Source organism: Rothia sp. HMSC062F03, assembly GCF_001836905.1.
Lineage (GTDB): Bacteria > Actinomycetota > Actinomycetes > Actinomycetales > Micrococcaceae > Rothia > Rothia mucilaginosa_A.
In genome coordinates this window covers 36,246-56,526 of the sequence record NZ_KV830898.1, presented here as the reverse complement: position 1 = coordinate 56,526, position 20,281 = coordinate 36,246, and the positions used below count along the sequence as shown (strand labels likewise).

Here is a 20,281-nt window from a genome sequence, read left to right as displayed (position 1 = left end):
CTACTCGCCGCCTTCCAGTCGCGCCACAATAGCGTCAATCTCCACGCGCAACTGAGCCTGACGAGCCACAATATTCTCAATACGAGAATTCAGCTCAACAATATCCACACGCTCACGGGTATCCTCCGGCTCAACCCAGCTCGACACCGCCAGGTTCGCCTCCTGCTCCAGCAGCTTCTCCACCGGAACCAGCGCCGAGAAATGCTCACGCTCCTCACGAGCCGCCAGCACATCCAGAATCTTCTCACGGTGCGCCTTGCCCAGAATGTTCTGGTTCGTGCCCTTATCAAAGAGTTGCGAAGCATCCACGAACAGCACCGAATGATCATTGCGACGACCCTTCTTCAACACCAGAATGCAGGTCGCAATGCTCGTACCGTAGAACAGGTTGGCGGGCAGCTGAATCACAGCATCCACCACGTTCTGCTTCAGCAGGTACTCACGAATCTTACGTTCCGTACCGCCACGGTACAGCACGCCCGGGAACTCAACAATCGCAGCCGTACCCGCCTCATCCAGCGACGCCAGCATATGCATAGTGAACGCCAGGTCAGCCTTCGACTTAGGCGCCAACACAGCCGCCGGGGCGTAACGGTCATCGTGAATCAGGGTCGGGTCATCATCACCCTTCCACTTCGTCGAATACGGAGGGTTAGACACAATCGCACCGAACGGCTCCTCAAAATCGCCGCCCGCACCACCGCGGTGCTTCGGGTCAATCAGAGTATCACCGTGCGCAATACTGAAATCATCCACCGGCACACCGTGCAGCATCATGTTCATGCGGCACAGGTTATAGGTCGTCAGGTTAATCTCCTGGCCCACAAAACGCAGGCCGTCCGAGTTCTTACCCAGCTCACGCTTAACCTTCAACAGCAGCGAACCCGAACCACAGGCCGGGTCATACACGGTACGAATCTTATCGGCATCACGGCCATCCATGGCAATCTTCGCCAGCAGCTCCGAAACCTCCTGCGGAGTGTAGTACTCGCCGCCGCTCTTACCCGCATTCGCCGCGTACATGCCCATCAGGTACTCGTAGGCGTCGCCGAAAGCGTCGTTCTCGCTGTCCTCGTAGCCCTTATCCAAGTTCATGTCTGCCACAGCATCCATGAGCTTGAGCAGGTTCTCGTGACGAGCCGCCGGGCTCACACCCAGCTTATTGGAGTCCAGCACAAAGTCGTCGAAGAGGCCCTTCACGTTATCCTCAGACTCGGTACCGCGCGCCGATTCCTCGAACGCCTTGAACACGTTCGCAAGGGTCTCGTTCAGGTTCTGATCCTGACGAGCCTTCGCGTGCACCACAGAGAACAGCTGCGAAGGCAGCAGCAGGAAGCCGCGCTCCTCCACCAGCATGCGGCGGGTATCCTCATCAAAAGCTTCATCAGGAATCTGCTCAAAAGCCTGGTCCAGACCGTACTTCTTCTCCACAAAGCGCACCTGGCTCTCAGAGAGATAACGGTAGAAGAGCATACCCAGCACGTACTGCTTAAAGTCCCAGCCGTCCACCGAACCGCGCAGGTCATTCGCAATACGCCAAATCGTGGAGTGCAACTGCGCACGCTCCGCGTTGCGGTTACGGTGCTCGTCAGTGGTAGCGGAAGAATCCGTAGACTGCGTTGTCATAGGGCGGTCAACCTCTCATTAGTTATCGTTTCTAGTCGAAGAAACGTCAAAAGTTCGGGACCCGTACGGTCCCGGTCGTACACATGCGCCAGCGCCGGTTTAGATGCCTTACTCGGTGGGAGCGTTCATAGCTTCCACAAGCCGTTTCGTACCCGGCAGCGCGAACTCTTTCAGTATACGGCTTCCCCAGACCCCGCACTCGCCGGTTCGTCATTATGGAACCCAACCCGCTTAACGGCGAGAAGCCACATGTGTTGAACACATGTGGCTTCTCAACGTAAAGACCAGAAAATAGAAATCCGGCCCGTCTACTCCATCAAGAGTAGCGGGCCGAACGGTTAACTCAAGAGTACAAAAACCAGCACCCAAAAATCAACACATGAAGGATATTTCTAAAGAGCCTACGCCTCCGAGGGCTTCGCGCCAGTCAGGCGGTACGCCTTGTACACGCCAGCAACGTTACGGACCACGTTCAGCACGTGCTCCAGCATGAAGCGGTCACCCAGCTCCAGGGCGAAGCGGTCCACCACGGTACGATCCTCCGAAGTGTGCACGCGCGCATCCAGAATGTTCACGCCCGACTCTGAGATCGCACGAATCAGATCGCTCAGCAGGCCCTTACGGTCCAGGGCCTCCACCTGAATCTGCACGCGGTACGTAGCGGACGGCGAAGACGCCCACTCGACCGTCGTCACGCGCGGCTCCTCGTCAGCATTACGCATGTTCGGGCAGTCGCGGCGATGCACCGAAATACCGTTGTAACGGGTCACAATACCGATAATGTCATCCGGCGGGACCGGGGTGCAGCAGCGCGCAATCTTCGTCAGCACACCCTCAGCACCCGGCACAATCACGCCGTTATCGCCAATCGCCTTGCGGGTCGACTTCAGCAGCGTCTCATCAAAGTCGCTGACCTCAACCTCGGGTGCCGGCTCGTCGCCGCGGTGCACCTCAACGAGGGTGTCAATGACCTGCTTCGGCGCAATCTCGTGCTCACCAATCGCACGGTACAGCGACGCCACATCGTTCTTGTGCAGCAGCTGAGCCACCTGAGTCATAATCTCCGGGCTCATCATCTTCTGCAGCGGCAGCTCGCTATTGCGCATGCTCTTGGTGAGCATCTCACGGCCGGCGAGCAGCGCCTCCAGGCGGCGTTCCTTCGCGAAGTACTGGCGAATCTTCGTGCGAGCGCGTGAGGAACGAACGAACTTCAGCCAGTCCTCGCTGGGTCCGGCGTCTTCGTTCTTCGTGGTCATGATCTCCACGGTGGCGCCGGTGGGCAGGACCGTGTGCAGCGGCACGAGGCGGCCGTTGACCTTCGCGCCGACGGTACGGTCGCCGACCTCACTGTGGATGGCGTAGGCGAAGTCCACGGGGGTGGAGCCGTTGGGCAGGGCGATTGCCTCGCCGTTGGGGGTGAGAACCACGATTTCGTCGGTGTCGAGGGTGTCAGCGAGCGACTCGTAGAACTTCTCCGACTCCGGGTTGGAGTTCGAAATCTCGGCAATAGACTGCAGGATGCCGACGTTCATCATCGCCGAGGTCTGGGTGCTCGGCTCCTGCGGATCCTTCGCGGGTGCACCTGCGCGAGGTGCGACCTTCTCGCCGCGCGATGCCGCCTTGTAACGCCAGTGCGCAGCCACACCGTACTCAGCCTCTTCGTGCATCTTGTACGTGCGGATCTGAATCTCAAGCGGCAGGTTGCCCGGGCCGTACACGGTCAGGTGCAGCGACTGGTAGTTGTTGTTCTTCGGGTTCTTAATGTAGTCCTTGAAACGGCCCGTCATCGACGGCCACAGGGACAGCACGTGGCCGAGCACGGTGTAACATTCCGCCTCTTCCTCAACCATGATGCGCACCGCGAGAATGTCGTTAATCTCGTCGAAGCTGCGGCCCTTCGTCTTCATCTTCTGATGAATCGAATAGTAGTGCTTGGGGCGGCCGGTCACGGTCGCCTCAATGCCAACCTGTGACAGGCGCTCCGTAATCTTGGTGCGCGCCTCGTTCAGGAACTTTTCGAGCGCGGGGGTGCGTTCGCCGACCATGCGCACCATCTCGGCGTAAATCTCCGGGCTCATGGCGGCGAAGGAGAGGTCCTCCAGCTCCCACTTGATCGTGTTCAGGCCCAGGCGGTGCGCGAGCGGCGCGTAAATCTTCAGGGTCTCCTCCGCCTTCTTCGCGGCGGAAGCCTGCGGCACGAAACGCCAGGTGCGGGCGTTGTGCAGGCGGTCGGCAAGCTTGATGAGCAGCACGCGAATGTCCTTGCTCATGGACAGCACGAGCTTACGAATCGTCTCGATGGAGGCGTTCTCACCGTACGTCATCTTATCCAGCTTGGTCACGCCGTCGACCAGGTAGGCGACTTCCTCGCCGAACTCCTCGGTGAGCTGCTCCATCGTGTAGTCGGTGTCTTCCACCGTGTCGTGCAGCAGGCCGGCGGCGAGCACGGGGCCGGTCGCGCCCATCTCCGCAAGAATCGCGGTCACAGCCACCGGATGGGTGATGTACGGGTCGCCGCTCTTACGCTTCTGGCCCTCGTGGTAGTGGTTCGCCACCTCGTAGGCGCGCTGCAGCACGCGGATATCCTCGTCGGGGTGGTAGCGGCGCACCGCGCGCACGACCGGCGCGATCATGGGCGAGAAGTGAATCGTTTCGCCGTTCGCGTCGGAGGTTTGCATGGTGGTGCGGCCGCCGAAGACCAGGCGGTTCGGCCTGCGCCCACCGGCAGCCATGACGCGGTGCGAGCCGCGGTGCTTCTTCGCGACGGATGCATCCGGCTCGGGCAGGGGAATCGGGCCGGCGGGGCGAACCGCAGGCTTGTCCTCGGCTTCCGCAGCAGGATGCGCTGCGGTGTTCTGGTCAGCCGCGGCTCGCTTAGATTCGGCCCGATTCGGCGCGGGCTGGGAGGGCTTCACCTGGGCAGCCTCGTTCGGCGCGGGGGTCTCAGCGTTGGCGTTCACGGCAGGTTCTGCACTCATTCCAGGCTCCTTCGGGCTCACGATAATCAGCCGCACGCTCGGGTTCCTCATCGTTGAAAGCTACCACCGGGCCGGTTGGCTGGCTCACACGCGGGCGCACAGCTTCTTCTACTCTTATCGTACCCAGCGGCCCGGAAGGCACCAAACTATGCGGCGTTTTGACACGCCCCAACCGCACACGCCCGGGTAGGCTAAACCGGGCACGCTAAAGGGGAGCCGACACCTTTCGGTATCGACTCCCCCAGTGTCGGCGAGAACGCGGGCTACTCGCTTACGTTCACGCGATGAATCTCAATCGTCGCGCGGGCCGGCTTCTTGACCGACTTCTTGGCGGGTGCCTCCGCGGAATCCTCGGAGCCCTCATTGCCAGAGTCTTCGGAGCCCTCAGAGTCAGACTCCTCAGCCTCCTCGTCGTCCTTGAAGTCGCCGCTCTCAACCTTCGCGGTGTGCTCGCGAATCTTAGCCTCACCCAGGCGGAGCGTCGCGTACAGCGGGGCAGACACGAACAGCGTACCGAACATGCCCACCAGAATACCCACGAACAGCGACAGCGACAGGTCCTGCAGCGTACCCGCACCCAGCATGAACGCGCCGATGAACAGAATCGCGCCCACCGGCAGAACACCCACGATTGCGGTGTTAATCGAGCGGACCAGGGTCTGGTTCACGGCCAGGTTAATCTGCTCGGCGAAGGTCGTGTCGCGGCGTTCCAGCACGCCGTCCGTGTTTTCACGGATCTTGTCGAACACCACCACCGAGTCGTACAGCGAGTAGCTTAGAATCGTCAGGAAGCCGATAATTGCACTCGGAGTAATCTCAAAGCCGAACGCGGCGTACAGGCCGACCGTCACCACCACGGTGAAGAACAGACCCGCAATCGAGGCCAGCGACATCTTCCAGGTGCGGAAGTAGAAGGCCATACCCACCAGGGCCAGGATCACGAACACCACGAGGCCCCAGAAGGCCTGTCGAGTCACATCCGCACCCCAGGTCGGGCCCACGAACGAGGAGGTCACGTCATTCTCAGAGACACCGTACGCCTCCTGCAGAGCCTTCTTCACCTGCAGGGTCTCATCATCGCTGAGCTTGCTCATCTGCGCGCGAATCGTGCCCGGCGCAATGTTAGTCACGTGAACCTCGGAGGCATCCTTCGCCTTCTCGTGAATGACGCGCTCGCCGGTTGCGACATCGACGTGCGCGGTCTTCGAGACCACGAACTCCGAACCGCCGCGGAAATCAATACCCAGGTTGAAGCCTCCGCCAACCGCCGGAATCAGAACCGAGACGGCCATCAGCAGCGCGGCCAGGGCCAGCCACAGGCGGCGCTTACCCACGAAGGGGTATGAGCGGGCACCCGAGTGCAGGTCGTTACCGAAGCGGGCAAAAGCATTAGGTTTCACATCGGTAGCCATGCCTAGCTCTCCTTCTTCTCGTCCGAAGCGGAAGCAGCGTCGTCGGAGGCCGACTCCTCAGCCGCACGTTCCGCACGGCGACGCTCGGCGATGCTCAGCTGCTTCTCCTCCGGGGTGCGGATGCGACCGGCACCGCGGTACAGCGGCGTGGAACCCAGCGACTCAGGCGACAGGCCCGAGTGGCGGTGACCCTCGCCGAAGTAACGGGTGTTCGCCAGCAGGGTCAGCGCCGGGTGGGTGAACAGGTACACCACCAGAAGGTCGGCGATTGCGGTCAGGCCCAGCGTGAACGCGAAGCCCTTCACCGAACCCACGGACACCACGTACAGCACCACGGCGGCCAGCAGGTTCACGGCCTTCGAGGCCAGAATCGTGCGGGATGCGCGCTTCCAACCGTGGTTCACGGCCGAGGGAATCGTGCGGCCCGCACGAATCTCGTCACGAATACGCTCAAAGTACACGATGAACGAGTCGGCCGTCGCACCAATCGCCACGATCAGACCGGCCACACCGGCCAGGGACAGGCGGTAGTTCAGGGCCCAACCCAACAGAGCAATCGCCTCGTACGAAATGATGCCGGCAACCACCAGCGACGCAATCGTCACGAAGCCCAGCAGGCGGTACTGGAACAGCGAGTAGATGAACACCAGCAGCAGACCAATCAGGCCGGTTAGCAGACCCACGCGCAGCTGCTCCGAACCCAGGGTTGCAGAAATCTGCTGCTCCGACTGAATCGTGAAGCTAATCGGCAGGGCGCCGTACTTCAGCTGATCGGCGAGAGCCTTCGCCTGCTGCTCGGTGAAGTTACCGGTAATCTGCGGCTTACCGTCAGAAATCACGGCCTGCGAAATCGGGGCGGACAGCACCTTGCCGTCCAGCATAATCGCGAAGCGAGCACGCGCATCAGAAGAGTTCTGGGCACGAATCGCGTTCAGGCGGGAGGTGATGTTCTGGAACTTTTCGCGGGCGGCATCGTTGAACTGAATGGTCACAGCCCAGCGACCGGTGGTTACGCCCTGGCCGCTGGTCTCCTGGGTGTGGCTCGCGGTAGAAATATCGCTACCATTCAGCTCCACGGGACCCAGAATGTACTTCTCCTTGCCGTCGGCGGAGCAGGCCACCATCGGCTTGGTCGGGTCGGCGCTATCCGCGTCCTCGCTGCGGGCCGCGGTGCAGTCCTTCGCCTCGTACTGCTTGTACAGGTCGGCGGTAATCCAGTTGCGGTCCGAACCGTCGGTCGGCTCGGCGGTCGGCTTGGGTAGCTTGTCGTCCGCGGTGCGGGATCCCTCGGCAACCGCGGCGCCTTGACCGGCCACCAGGACCGGGCGGAACGTCATATTTGCGGATGCCTGAATCAGCTGACGGGTCTCGGAGCTAATCGTGCCGGGAACCGAGACGACCACGTTGTTACCCGAGCCGAAGGAGGTGGTGACCTCCGCCTCAGACACGCCGGCGCCGTCAACGCGCTGACGAATAATCTCAACCGCCTGGTTCAGCTGCTCCTGGGTAACGTTCCCGTCCGATGATCCGTTGACCTTCGGGGAGAGAATCATCTGCGTACCACCCGAGAGGTCCAGGGCCAGTTTCGGTGCCCAGGAGCCTCCCGAGTAGGTGCTGCCGAAGATGCCGGCAGCCATCACAACCATGAGCAGGACCATCGAGAGGAGCGCCCCTCGCGCGGCTGCAAGCGGTGAACGCTTAGCCATAATGTTCCTTCTATGAGTATTTTTGTGTGTAGATTTGGTGTTCTACAGATTCCTTAGCGGACGCGAAAACCCGACGCCGAGTGCGCGGCGCCGGGTCGTTCGGTCTTAAGTTACTGGGCGGTCTTCGAGGAGTCCTCGGAGACGCCGCCTTCCGCGGGAGCCTGAGATTCCGCGGATGCCGGCTCGACGTCCTCGGTCAGGGGTGCGGCGGGGGCCTCGTCCTCAACAACGCTCATAATTGCGTTCAGCGCCACGGTGATAACAACGCCCTTAGCCAGCTCCAGCTGAATCTTATTGTCATCGAAATCGGTGCTGACGACGGTGCCGTAGAAGCCGGAACCGGTCATAACCTGAGTGCCGGGGACGAGAGACTGCTGCATTGCACGCAGTTCCTCCATCTGCTTACGCTGACGCTTCTGGGCGGAGAACATCATCCATGCCAGGAACGCCATCATGGCAATCATAATCAGGAGGTTAAAATCCATGGTCTCACTTTCACATCCGCACCCGCGCCGCTCACCGCGCGGGTTGAGCGTGCTAAAAGGCGTGGAATCGTAGATACAGTACGTATCCATCCTACGCGAGAGCAGGAGCTTTAGCGCACCGAACCAGCGTTTTTGTGAGGTTTACCTGAGTTTTATCCAGCCCGTGGCGTAATTTTATGTCGTCGGCAGGGCTTGGCGACGCCGACAGAGCCTGCAGAAGAGCTGTTGCGAACGCGTAGAAGAGCCCGCGGGAGGGGCGATACCTCCCACGGGCTACTTGCTGTATGTCTTGGCCGGTGCGGCTCTAGAGCTGAATCTCGGGGGCCTCCAGACCCAGGTGTTCCCAGGCCGCGGGCAGGGCCACGCGACCGCGCGGGGTGCGACCAATCAGGCCCTCGCGCACCAGGTAGGGCTCCGCCACGGTCTCCACGGTCTCGGTCTCCTCCCCCACCGCAATGGCGAGGGTGGACAGGCCAACCGGCCCGCCGCCGAACTTGTGGATGAGCGATTCCAGCACGGCACGGTCCAGGCGATCCAGGCCGCGCGAATCTACCTCGTACATGTCCAGGGCGGTCGCGGCATCACGCGCGTTGATGCGGTCCACGCCGTTCACCAGGGCCCAGTCGCGCACGCGGCGCAGCAGGCGGTTCGCGATACGGGGTGTGCCGCGGGAGCGACCCGCAATCTCGGTGAAGCCCTCGGAGGTAATCTGCATGTCCATCAGGCCGGCGCTACGGCGCAGCACCAGCTCCAGCTCCTCAACCGAGTAGAACTCCAGGTGACCGGTAAAGCCAAAGCGGTCGCGCAGAGGCCCGGGCAGCAGACCCGCGCGGGTTGTTGCGCCCACCAGGGTGAACTGCGGAAGCTCCAGCGGAATGGAGGTCGCGCCGGCACCCTTACCCACCACGATGTCCACGCGGAAATCTTCCATCGCCATGTAGAGCATTTCCTCGGCCGGGCGGCTCATGCGGTGAATCTCGTCGAGGAACAGCACCTCGCCGGGGGTCAGCGAAGACAGAATCGCCGCCAAATCCCCGGAATGTTGAATCGCGGGGCCGGAGGTGATGCGCAGGGGCGCGTCCATCTCGGCCGCAATAATCATGGCCAGGGTGGTCTTACCCAGGCCGGGAGGGCCCGAAAGCAGCACGTGATCGGCGCTGCGGCCGCGCATCTTCGAGGCCTCCAGCACGAGAGAAAGCTGCTGGCGCACGCGGCGCTGACCCACGAAGTCGTCCAGGGACTTGGGGCGCAGGGCCGCCTCAATCATCTTCTCTTCGGGCTCTTCTTCCATTGCGACCAGGCGCTGCGCGGGCGCACCCGGGACGCCGGGCACCTGACCGGGAAAATACCCGCCGGAAACCGGGGATGCCGCGGCCTGCGGATCGTAGGGGTTCTGGGTCATAAAATTCTTCTTTCGTGGAGTGAGTGAGGCGCGAGGTAACGGGCGCGCCAAAATCGGCCGGGATCAGCCAAGGGCTCGGCGAGCGGCCCTAGTGGCGACCCACCGTGTTCTGCGTACCCAGGGATGCGAGCACACCGCGCAGAGCCACGCCCACCGGCTCGCTCTCGGCGGCGGGATTGTGCTTCACGTACGCGTCGATGGCGGCGGAGGCGTCCTTCTCGCTCCAGCCCAGGGAGGTCAACGCATCCAGCACCTGCGGCTTCCACACGATACCCTGACTCAGCGGCAGCTCGTCGGTCTGGCCGTCGCTCAGAATCAGCTTGCCGGCAAGCTCCAGCACGATGCGGCGGGCACCCTTCGGGCCGATGCCCGGGACCTTCGTGAAGGCCTTGTCGTCACCGGTGGCCACGGCTCGCTCCACCTCCGCGGCGGTGTGCACGCTCAGCACCGCCAGGGCGATGCGAGGGCCGATGCCCGAGACCGAGAGCATCATGTCAAAGACCTCGCGTTCGGCCGGCTCCGAGAAGCCGTAGAGGGTCATGGACTCCTCGCGCACGATCATGGTGGTCAGCACGGTGGCCTCCTCCCCCGTGCGTAGCTTAGAGAGAGTGCGTGCGGTGGCGTGCACCAGCATACCGAAACCATTAACGTCAATCACCGCGTGGTCAAGCCCCACCTGGGCCACGCGGCCGGTCAGCGATGCAATCATTCTCTCCACCTTTCAACGCCCCGCGCCGGGGCGAACGATACTGCACTCCCCTCGCGGCCTGCTGTGCCGCCGGCGCGCATCGGGGCCGGCGGGTATGCCACGGGAAGATACTATCAGTATATTAGAATATTTCTTCTGAAATCAAGGGGTATTCGAATTCTTTAGCGAATCCAGCTCCCGGTACGTTCGAAGGGGTTTGTTCGAAGGGTAACGAGTCGGCACCCCTAGCGGCGGGCCTTAGCCTCCGCCTCCATCCAGGCGCGCTGCGCGGGGGTCAACGAACCCGCACGGCGAGCCTTCGCGGGCCGCGATCCCTGGTGCGTCTGCGTCTGCGCCGACATGTTAATACCCGAGCCGATGCCGCCGCCGCGCCAGCCGTGACAGATGGCGATGGCCAGCGCGTCGGCCGCGTCCGCGGGCTTCGGCATGGCGTTCAAACCCAAAATGCGGGTCACCATGCGACCCACCGAGGCCTTATCCGCACGACCGCTACCGGTCACCGCCGCCTTCACCTCGGAGGGCGTATGGAAGAACACCGGCACGCCGCGCATCGCCGCGGCAGAAATCACCGCGCCCGAGGCGTGTGCCGTGCCAATCACCGTGTTCACCTGCTCCTGCGCAAAGACGCGCTCAATCGCCAGGGCGTCGGGCCGGTAGGTGTCCAGCCAGTGCGAGGCCGCGTTGAAAATCCAGAGGATGCGCTGGTCCAGCGTGCGGGCCGGGTCGGTGCCCGCCACGCCCACGTTCACGAAGTGCGCCTTACGGTCCGCGGTCATGTCGAGCATTGAGAAGCCGCAGCGCGTGAGGCCGGGGTCCACGCCCATGATGCGGGTCGCCCCCGGCACGCGGTCCACGGCGGCGACCGTATGGTTTTCGCGCATGCTATCGCGCGCGGCGGATGCAGCGTTCACGTGTGCTTTCCTTCCACAGTTCGCTTTCCAAAGTTCGCGGGGTCTTCACTGGGTCTTCGCGGAGCCTTCGCGGGGTAAAGTCTGCGATACCGCAGTTCGCGGGGCCGCCAGCCGGAGCACGGCCGGGCGTTTAGGCCGGGCGCCGACCGGCATAACGTTCAAAAGCCACCTCCCGCCGGGTCCACGCGCGGTGGGCCGGCCGGGAAGTGGCTTCAGTGCACGCTCAGAAGTGGCGCGCTCGGGCGGTGACTACTCGGCTTCCAGCTGAGCAGCAACCTCGTCAGAGACGTTAGCGTTCGAGTAGACGTTCTGCACGTCGTCCAGTTCCTCGATGGCGTCTGCCAGCTTCAGGAACTTCTTGGCGCCCTCGGCGTCCAGGTCGACCTGCATGGTCGGGCGGAAGACCGGGTCGTCGTTGTTGTACTCCAGGCCGGCCTCGTCCAGAGCCTTACGAATCTCGGGCAGGTCGGTAGGTGCGGAGATGACGGTGAAGATATCGCCCTCGTCCAGGACCTCTTCGGCGCCGGCATCCAGAACAGCCATCAGAACGTCATCCTCGGTCAGGCCGTCAGTCTTGGTGACCTCAGCAACGCCCTTACGCTCGAACAGGAAGGCAACCGAACCCTGGTCGGCCATGGTGCCGCCGTTACGGGTCACGGCCAGGCGAACCTCAGACGCTGCACGGTTACGGTTATCGGTCAGACACTCGATGTACAGGGCGGTACCCTGCGGGCCGCGTGCTTCGTACATAATCTCGGTGTAGTCGATGGTCTCACCGGTCAGGCCGGCGCCACGCTTGATAGCGCGGTCGATGTTGTCGTTGGGGACGGAGTTCTTCTTCGCCTTCGACACAGCAAGGTCAAGAGCGGGGTTACCGGCGATATCGGCGCCACCCATACGTGCCGCAACCTCAATAGCCTTAATGAACTTCGCGAAAGCCTTCGCGCGCTTAGCGTCGATAGCAGCCTTCTTGTGCTTAGTAGTCGCCCATTTAGAGTGACCCGACATTCGTATCTCCCTTAGTCAAAACCTCTGCGCGGGCACGGCGAAACGTTCCGCGCACTGTACTATAACTCAATCAACTATACCGTAGCGGAGGCGTGCACCACCTCTTAGAGTGCACGCCACCGCCCGGAATAGGATGCTAGCGGGGGCGAGACGCGGCCGAGGCGCGCGCCTTCTCCACCAGCGAGTCGTCAATCGCGTTCGGAGTGAACTCGCCGAAGCGACGAATCGCGGCCTGCTCAATCAGGTAGTCCGCAATCTTCGGGTTCTTCGGCAGCAGCGAGCCGTGCAGGTAGGTGCCGATGACGTTGTGCACGCGCGCACCCTCGTAAGAGTCCGTCACGTTGTTGCCCTCACCCTTAGTGACGGTAGCCAGCGGGGTGCAGCCGGAACCCAGGTAGGTCAGGCCCGAGTGGTTCTCAAAACCGATGACAGTGCCGAACTCCTCGGACTCCTCCACGATGTTGCCAATCAGGCGTTCGTCGCCGCCGACCGTGTGCGCATCGAAGATATTGATGCCCTTGAGCACCTCGCCCTCGCGGGTGCGGAACTCCTTGCCGAACAGCTGGTACAGGCCGCAGATGACGAGCATGGGCACGCCGTCCTCGGCCAGCGAGCGCAGGGTGCCGCCGATGGCGTGCAGGTCGTCCTGAATCACGGACTGGCCGGAGTCCTGGCCGCCGCCACCGAGGATAATGTCGACGTCCTCGGGGAAGGCCTGGCCGGGGTTGTGGTCCAGAATCTGCACGTCGAAGCCGTGTGCCTGTGCGCGGCGGGCCAGCGCCAGGGTGTTGCCCCAGTCGCCGTAGATGTTCATGTCCAGCGGGTAGAGCTGCACGATGCGCAGCGTCTTGCCGTTGTTCGGGCCGGGCGCCGGGGTGCCCTCAAAAGTGTGGGTTGCCGTCATTATGAGACCTTCTCAACGTCAGTAATCTTTGCCAGCTCTTCACGCAGGGCCAGCATGGCGGTGTAGGTGCAGAAGATACGCATGGGGGCAGTACCGCTGGAAGCGATGAACTGCTTGAGCGCATCGGCCAGGTTCTCGTCGACCTCGCCGACCTTCACGCCGTCGTGCTCCAGGCGCAGCGCCATGTCCCAGGCGCGCACGCCCGAGACCATCTGCACGCCAGTGCCGCGCAGGCCGTCGAAGTCAACATCCCACAGCCAAGACACGTCACGACCGTCAGCGTACTGGTCGTTAATCGTAATCATGGTGGCGTAGTCGTCAGCGTTTGCGCTCGCCAGGGAAAGGCGGAAGCCGCTGGGGTTCTTCACGAGCAGCAGCTGCAGCGGGCGGCCGTTCACGTTCAAGGTCTCACCGCGACCGAAGGCGGGAGTAATCTTCGCCAACTCTGCGATGAGTTTATCTTCATTGAGCTTCTCGCCCATGACGGCGCGAGTCAGGGCCATCGCGCCGGCGGCGTTGAAGATGTTGTAGATGCCGTACAGGTTAATCTCACCGACTCGCTCCGCACCCGCCACATCGAAGGTTGCGGAGGTGCCGGAGAACGCGGTGAGGGTGACGTCTGCCTCGGGCAGGGTTGCCTTCGCGACAGTGCCGCCGCGCATCTCGTCGTCCGAAGGGAAGTACGAGCGAAGGGACTCGGCCAGACCGTAGTAGTTGACCTTCACGCCCGGCTGCACGTTCTCGGCGAGGGAGCGGATGCGCGGGTCCTCGCGGTTGAGCACCACGGTGTTGGTGGTTGCGGCGGCCACGGTCGCGAGCATGCGGCGGGTCGTGTCAATCTCACCGAAACGGTCCAGCTGGTCACGCAGAACGTTCAGCAGTAGCGCGTAGTCGGGCTTGACGGCCTTGACGAAGTGCACGGCGTGCGCCTCGTCGAGTTCCAGCACGGCGATGTCGGCTTCAAGCTTGCCGGTGAGGGTCATCTCGCCCAACAGGGCGGCGGCCACACCGCGCACGAAGTTGGAGCCGGTGCGGTTGGTGAAGACCTTCAGGCCCTGCGCTTCGAGCAGCTGAACGGCCATCTTTGTGGTGGTGGTCTTACCGTTCGTGCCGGAGACGACGACCACGCCGTAGGGCAGCTTCGCGAGCTCTTCGGCTACGAACTGCGGGTGCAATTTTTCCATGACGAGGCCGGGGAACGCGGAGCCGCCACCGCGAAGCTTAGTCGCGTAGCGCACGCCCTGACCCAGAAGGCGAATGAGGGGTTTGGACATGCTTACCATTTTAGTACACGCGCACAGTGCCGCTGAAGGGTGCGGCGGGGGCGTTCGCTCAGGCCAAAACGGGCCGCGGCGGGTTTGAACCGTGCCGGGCGGACGGTTTTAGAAGAGCGAACCCTGCACCCTCACCCGCGTAAAACCCCGGTCGGGAACCACCAGCAGGTTGCGCCATTCGGCGGTGTTGACGAGGAACGCGGCGTCGGGATCGCCCACGTGGGCGCTCACAAACTGGCCCGCCGCACCCGTGCAGAAGAACCCGGCCGTACTGCCGTCCAGCGTCGAGTCGCACGGTGCGAGCGGTTCCGGGTTGCGCGCGCGCAGGGCCGCGTACGGGCGGTTCATCGCCAGGGAGGGAACCCACTGCTCATCCAGGGCGGATAGCTGCAGGTCGGGCTCCCCCACCAGGAACTCGGTGAGGGCGGCGCGGGCGCGGGCCACCGCATCCTCGTGGGCGGTGCGCAGCTGAGCACCCGGGAGCGGATGCGTCCAGGCGCGGTACTTGCTCGCCACCTGTTTGACCTGGCCGATTCCGGCGAGGGCGGTCACGGCGTCCTCGGCGCGGCGTATGGTCAGCCCGTCCGGGGCAAGCGCAACGTAGGTGGCCGTGGCGACGGCTTGCTCGTCGAGGCGCCGCGGGGTTGAGGTCAGGGAGCTCGTACCGACCTTGTGGGTGCCGTCTGGGAACGTGGCGATGTAGAGGCGGTGCTCCAGCATGGCGTAGGCGCGCATGGATTCGGTGAGCGTTCCGGGGTAAAGGTGCGCGCTGTGCAGGGCGGTAAATTCGTCGCGGGCGGCGCATCGGGGGCACTGCTGGCCCCGGTCGATGCGAGCGGCCTCGGGGCACGGGTGACGGCGGGTTCCGGGGGCGCCGGGGTCGGTCGAGCCGGTCGTGTAGCCGGAGCAGAAGCGGTACGGCGCGCCGGATGCGTCGAGGGCCACGCGCAGACCCAGGTAAGCCCCGGGGGTTAGCGGCACCCGGAGGCGTCGGCCCGCGGGGCGCACTGGCAGTTCGGCTTCCGCGGGGCCGGCCCCGTTCGGTCCGGGTTGGCCCGGTTCGGCCTCGACGGCCTCTAGCTCGAGTACGGGGCGGCGGTCCACCCAGCGCAACTGCCGCCACACGAGGGCGCGCGGAGCGGTTTCGCCGCCAACGCCAGCGGCAGGTTCGGTGGAGCAGGCCTCGGCACCGTCGAGGGTGTTCTCGAGGAAGGCGTTCTCAAGCAGATTGGGGTAATCCATGACTATCAACTTTAGCGGTTTGAACGGCCCGAGAAGCGCTGCAGAGCAGCAAAGAGCCGGCCTGGCGGGGCGCCGCGAAAGAACGCTCTCAAAGCGCCGCGAGCCCGAGAGATAAGAAGTACGGGCCGACCTAGCTCAGGCGGGCGAAACCCTCCGCGAGCGCCGAACGCATGTCGTCCAGGGTGCGCGACATGGTTTTGGTCTGGGCAATAATCGGCAGGAAATTGGTATCGCCGCTCCACCGCGGCAGAATGTGCTGGTGCAGGTGGTCGGCAATTCCCGCGCCGCCCACCTTGCCCTGGTTAATACCAATGTTGAAGCCGTCGTTGTGCGAAACCTCGCGCAGAACCTTCATGGCGAGCTGGGTCAGCTGCGCAATCTCCAGGGTTTCCGCCTCGGTCGCATCGTCGTAGAAGGGAATGTGACGGTACGGGCACACGAGCAGGTGCCCGGGGTTGTACGGGTAAAGGTTGAGAATCACGAAGGCGTGCTCGCCGCGGTGCACAATCAGAGACTCCTCGTCGCTGCGGCCGGGTGCGGTGCAGAACGGGCAGGTCTTTTCGGTGTAGTCCTTCTGCCCGCCGCTCACGTAGGCGGTGCGGTGCGGGGTCCACAGGCGCTGGAACTGGTCGGGTGCGCCGGGTAGCTCGAAGGAATCCTGCACCGAGGGTGCGGCGGTCTCGGGGGTCGTGTTCTCGCTCATAGTCCCATTCTATAGCGTTTTCACGTTCCTACCAGGGGCGTCCACGGGTCGGCAGTGCGGACCGGCTGAGAGCCCCGCGATAGGAATAGAAAGGGGCGCCCGGTCCGTCCACCAGAACGAAACCGGCGCCCCTCAACGCTACGGGCCCTAGCCCTCGAACTTCGTCAGCTGCACCGTGCGAGTCTCACCGCGGAAGGTGAGAGAGAAGGTCAGCATGCCGTCGCGCACCGCAAATTCCTTTTCGGATTCCGAAGATGCCAGCGGGTTGCTGTCCATCGTTCGGCGGTCGCCGACCGAGGTCCAGCTGTAATCCCCCTGACCGGCCTCGAAGGTTCCGACCCAGACGACCGTGGCCATCTCTTCATAGTTGAGGTGGTAGGTCACGGTGATCTTATTGCCGCGCACCACGGCAGCCACGTAGTTCTCGGTATCACCGAGCTGTAGCCACGTGCTCTCCGTCTGCGATGCGTCATCGCGCGGAACGTAGGTCTCGGAACTGGAGGAGGGAACCTCGGAGATAATCTGAATTTCCGAGGTTGCCGCGCCGGACGGGGTGGCACGAGCGGAGGCGAACGAGGCGTCATCGACGGTGACCGTTCGGGCGGCCAGGGATGCGCCATTCGATGAGCTAGAAGCGCCGGCCGTTGCGGAGGCGCACATGCCCAGGGTGAGCGCACCGGTCAGAGCCAGTACGCCCAGAGTGGTTTTAGAAGCCACGGATTGCTCCTATTGATATGAGTGTTTGAGTGAGAGTTGTGAGTGCATGCCGGAACGAAACGAACATAAAACAACACCCCGTAGCACGCGGGCTACAGGGTGTCTTCGTACGCCAGCACGCAGATAGTGTATCCGCAGTGGTGACCTATTGTGTAGACCTACTAGGCATCTTGAGTGATAGTTTCCTCACATTTTGACTTTTTGGGGAATAGTTTCGAGCTAACCACCCGGGGTGTCTCGCGGCCACAATGAGGGTTTGATGCGCTGTAAATTAAATGTTGCTTGCCGTTGGATTAAGTGCGTTCAAGGTGCTTCGATACGTTTTGAGGGGAGCACCTGCTCGTACCCTCCCAAACCCCTCGAGACAGGGCCCCCGAAACAGGGCCTCCCGAAGCTACTTGCGGGAACGGAATGAGAACTTCTCACGAATAATCGTGAAGGTCTGGCGGGTTTCCTCCAGCAGAGCTACGGGCTCCTGCTCGGACACATCCTCGCGCACCGCAACCTCGCTACCGGTAGCGCGACCGGTCTCGGCACCAGAGTCAGCGCGGTCAGCGGCAACCCGGCGGCTGAATCCAGCCCACTCTTCACTCGGGCCTTCAGCTCCCGAACCGCCACCCCAACCAGCGGCGGGCACATCCGTCGCCGCGGGTACCGGGTGAATACCGTCCTCGTCCACCACCTCCCGAAGCGTGTAGGCCGGGTTATCGCGACGTGCATACTCACGAGCCAGCAGGGCGCGCAGCTCAGAAATCTCCTGGCGAAGATCGTCCACGTCAGCCTTGGTTGCGGGGTACTCCTGCTCCTCCCTGCCACCAAACTTTTCGATAATCCAGCTGGCGAGCGCACCGGTAGCAACCGCGACCAAGCCCCCGCCGTACAGCATGACGATCACGGCGATGACCCTGCCGATACCGGTGACCGGGTAAACGTCTCCGTAGCCGACCGTGGCGAGGGTCGTGAACATCCACCAGTAGGCGGTGGGCAGGTCACGAATCATCGCGCCCGGCTCGGAGGACTCCACCGAATAGATCGACAGGGCAAACATGATGATGAAGATCGCGGTGTAGCCGAAGAGCTTCATCCCCAGTTCGGAGAGCCTCTTGTATTGGCGGTTGGCGGTCAGGTGAATCATGGCCAGGAAGCTAACGATACGCCACGCCGGCAGCAGCACGATGGCCAGGTTCATCAGGTTGTGCGTGATGAAGTAGAGTCGCCGCGGCGCCAGGTACAGGCGCACGCAGTAGTCGGCGGCGAAGAGGCCCCACAGAATCATCTGAATGATGTTGAGGTACCCGTCGTACGGCTCCTGAATACGCGTGCTCATGATGGGCGCGGCGAACGCAAGCAGGTACAGCACGGACGCCACGAACATGGGCGTAGAGGTGCGGTCTTCCCACGCGGCCAGGTTCTTCTCGCCGCGGTACGCGCTCAGGCGGCGGAAGAGGCGGGTTCGCGGAGTGTGTGCCGGGGCCTCGGGGTGCGTCTCGGTGCGGGTGACCGTGCGGATGGTGGTCGTCTGCGTTCCGGGTTCGCGCACCTCGCGGGCGGTTTCGGTACGGGTGTCGGTATAGGTTTCGGCGGAGGACTCGGCGGAGCCGATGCCGAGCGCGGACCGGGGCATGACGGGAATACCCTGCGTGTGCGGGTGGTGGCTCGTGCGGGTAATGCGGTGGCTCTCGCGGTGCGTGCCATCGGGTTCGTCGCTGGTGGCGTACTCTTCAACTACCTCTTCATAGTCTTCGTCCCGCGCGGGATCGTACGCGTCGTTGTCCGCGGGGTCCTGTGCCTGATTCTGTACCGTCCTATCCATAGGAGACATGATACTCTGCGCCCTTTGGGCCCCGGAGCGCCTCCGAGTGTCCCGAAGCGTTCCCAAGCGTCCCCGAGTGCATTGGCAGGCCCGCGGGGTTGATTCTGCGAGTACCGACGCGGCGAGGTTTCGTTGCACCGCATGCACAGAACTGGCACAATGTGTGGTGCATGCATCAGCAGAAAATGCGAGCGCGCGTCGCCGATACCTTCCGACTATGAGTCCACACCGGAGTGCCCCATGACCCCTTCACGCTTCCTCTCCCCCGCCTTTCCCACCACGCCCTCGACTCTTCCCGCGCACGGCCTGCACGGGGGCCGTGCACGGACCCGCGGCATCGCGCTGACCCTGGCCGCGGTCCTCGTCGTGCCCCTGAGCGGGTGCGCCACGCCGAACGCGGATTCTTCCGCCTCAGCCTCGGCCAGCGTGGACGGTTCGCTTGCGGTCAGCCGCGGGGTCGCCCCCGTTAATGAGGAGCGTGAGGGCTACCGCCTGTTCTCGGGTCGAGGCCCCGTCGAGGAGGCCGTGTTCGAGGGCCCCTCGGGTGCCGGCTCGTACTCCTATATTGAGTTTGAGCGGCGCGGCGAGCCGACGGCCCCCATGCGCGTTTCCCTGCGCGATGAGGATGGGACCTCGGTGGAGTTCCCGGCGGGTGAGTCGGGTGAAATGGGCGGCGTGTGGGTTCGCAACACCACGGAGGCTCCTTCCGCGAGCGCGAGTGGTTCCGGGGTGTCGTTGAGCGCGACGCGGGTGACTGCCTCCACCTCGAACCTGGCCGATGACGCGCAGTGGGTGGTGTCGGTGCGCTCGCTGGGCGTTGATTCTTCTGGCGAGCTGACCGCCCCGGAGGGCCTGGCACTCGTGAGCCAGACGCTGTCTTCGGGCGATATTGTTCAGCAGGGCACGCGAGGTTTTGTTCACGATGCGATGGGCCGCACGAGTTCTGCCGCCGTGGAGAACCGTTCGGACGCACCGATTCGGGTGTACTGCGCGGGGACCACTCGCCAGGAGCGGAGCGTGCCCTCCGGCGGTCGTGTTTTCCTGGATGATCTGGGGGTGCGCGCGGCGGGTAAATCGCCGCTGCTGTGCGGTGTGGTGGCCTCGGATGCATCGGCCCGCTGGACCCTCACGACGCTGAGCTCTCGCGCGTAGACGAGGATTTCTTCGACGAGTCCTAAATCTTTCACCCCCTTGCGGCGGGGGGGCACCGGCGCGGGGCGGAAGGCAGGCAGCTTTCCGCCCCGCGCTTTTTAACCGTCGATAATACCTACCGCTCTCCGTTCCCTACTCCCCCGCTTTGTAGCGCCGCGAGCCGAAGGAGAAAATACCTCTCATTCTGAGCTTCGCCCTCTCAGCTCGCACCCAGCTCGCGCCCCGAAAGCGCGATGGCC

Annotated in this window: 16 protein-coding genes; 1 reads left to right on the top strand and 15 read right to left on the bottom strand. The window is 63.2% G+C overall.

The features are described from left to right. The 15 genes from HMPREF2674_RS07845 to HMPREF2674_RS07775 form a co-directional block, all read right to left on the bottom strand. A complete protein-coding gene (locus tag HMPREF2674_RS07845; protein WP_070825363.1) occupies positions 1-1,626 on the bottom strand; it encodes a type I restriction-modification system subunit M in 1,626 nt (541 codons plus the stop codon). 401 nt (positions 1,627-2,027) lie between these two features. Then, a complete protein-coding gene (locus HMPREF2674_RS07840; protein WP_246826204.1) occupies positions 2,028-4,604 on the bottom strand; it encodes a RelA/SpoT family protein in 2,577 nt (858 codons plus the stop codon). 263 nt (positions 4,605-4,867) lie between these two features. Further along, complete coding sequence (gene secF, locus HMPREF2674_RS07835; RefSeq protein WP_070825362.1) at positions 4,868-6,016, bottom strand: protein translocase subunit SecF; 1,149 nt, start codon at positions 6,014-6,016, stop codon at positions 4,868-4,870. Positions 6,017-6,018: 2 nt separating this feature from the next. Beyond that, positions 6,019-7,722 carry a protein translocase subunit SecD gene (gene secD / locus HMPREF2674_RS07830; RefSeq protein ID WP_070825361.1) on the bottom strand — a complete coding sequence of 568 codons (1,704 nt, stop codon included), beginning with the start codon at positions 7,720-7,722 and terminating at the stop codon, positions 6,019-6,021. Between the two features lie 110 nt (positions 7,723-7,832). Beyond that, positions 7,833-8,207: a preprotein translocase subunit YajC gene (gene yajC, locus HMPREF2674_RS07825; RefSeq protein WP_070648789.1), complete on the bottom strand. Its 375-nt coding sequence runs from the start codon at positions 8,205-8,207 to the stop codon at positions 7,833-7,835. A gap of 304 nt (positions 8,208-8,511) precedes the next feature. Beyond that, a complete protein-coding gene (gene ruvB / locus HMPREF2674_RS07820) occupies positions 8,512-9,498 on the bottom strand; it encodes a Holliday junction branch migration DNA helicase RuvB (protein ID WP_192830500.1) in 987 nt (328 codons plus the stop codon). A 199-nt stretch (positions 9,499-9,697) separates the two neighbouring features. Then, entirely contained in the window at positions 9,698-10,318 is a 621-nt protein-coding gene (gene ruvA / locus HMPREF2674_RS07815) for a Holliday junction branch migration protein RuvA (protein WP_070648787.1), read from the bottom strand. A 224-nt stretch (positions 10,319-10,542) separates the two neighbouring features. Beyond that, a complete protein-coding gene (gene ruvC / locus HMPREF2674_RS07810; protein ID WP_049343020.1) occupies positions 10,543-11,199 on the bottom strand; it encodes a crossover junction endodeoxyribonuclease RuvC in 657 nt (218 codons plus the stop codon). A 279-nt stretch (positions 11,200-11,478) separates the two neighbouring features. Then, complete coding sequence (locus HMPREF2674_RS07805; RefSeq protein WP_012903452.1) at positions 11,479-12,237, bottom strand: YebC/PmpR family DNA-binding transcriptional regulator; 759 nt, start codon at positions 12,235-12,237, stop codon at positions 11,479-11,481. A 136-nt stretch (positions 12,238-12,373) separates the two neighbouring features. Next, positions 12,374-13,141, bottom strand: coding sequence for a type 1 glutamine amidotransferase (locus HMPREF2674_RS07800; RefSeq protein ID WP_070825360.1), 768 nt, complete (start codon positions 13,139-13,141; stop codon positions 12,374-12,376). Further along, on the bottom strand, positions 13,141-14,424 hold the full coding sequence (locus tag HMPREF2674_RS07795) for a Mur ligase family protein (RefSeq protein ID WP_070825359.1): 1,284 nt from the start codon (positions 14,422-14,424) through the stop codon (positions 13,141-13,143). The genes HMPREF2674_RS07800 and HMPREF2674_RS07795 overlap by 1 nt, the downstream gene beginning before the upstream one ends. A 99-nt stretch (positions 14,425-14,523) precedes the next feature. Then, positions 14,524-15,657 (bottom strand): hypothetical protein, encoded by a 1,134-nt coding sequence (locus HMPREF2674_RS07790; protein ID WP_070825358.1) that lies wholly within the window; start codon positions 15,655-15,657, stop codon positions 14,524-14,526. A gap of 130 nt (positions 15,658-15,787) precedes the next feature. Then, positions 15,788-16,360: an HIT family protein gene (locus HMPREF2674_RS07785; protein ID WP_049332458.1), complete on the bottom strand. Its 573-nt coding sequence runs from the start codon at positions 16,358-16,360 to the stop codon at positions 15,788-15,790. 147 nt (positions 16,361-16,507) lie between these two features. After that, positions 16,508-17,077 carry a hypothetical protein gene (locus HMPREF2674_RS07780; protein WP_049342994.1) on the bottom strand — a complete coding sequence of 190 codons (570 nt, stop codon included), beginning with the start codon at positions 17,075-17,077 and terminating at the stop codon, positions 16,508-16,510. A 394-nt stretch (positions 17,078-17,471) separates the two neighbouring features. Beyond that, positions 17,472-18,899 carry a potassium channel family protein gene (locus tag HMPREF2674_RS07775; protein WP_246826203.1) on the bottom strand — a complete coding sequence of 476 codons (1,428 nt, stop codon included), beginning with the start codon at positions 18,897-18,899 and terminating at the stop codon, positions 17,472-17,474. Between the two features lie 231 nt (positions 18,900-19,130). Between HMPREF2674_RS07775 and HMPREF2674_RS07770 the strand changes: the two genes are divergently transcribed. Continuing rightward, a complete protein-coding gene (locus HMPREF2674_RS07770; protein WP_070825357.1) occupies positions 19,131-20,042 on the top strand; it encodes a hypothetical protein in 912 nt (303 codons plus the stop codon). The last annotated feature ends 239 nt before the right edge of the window (positions 20,043-20,281 follow it).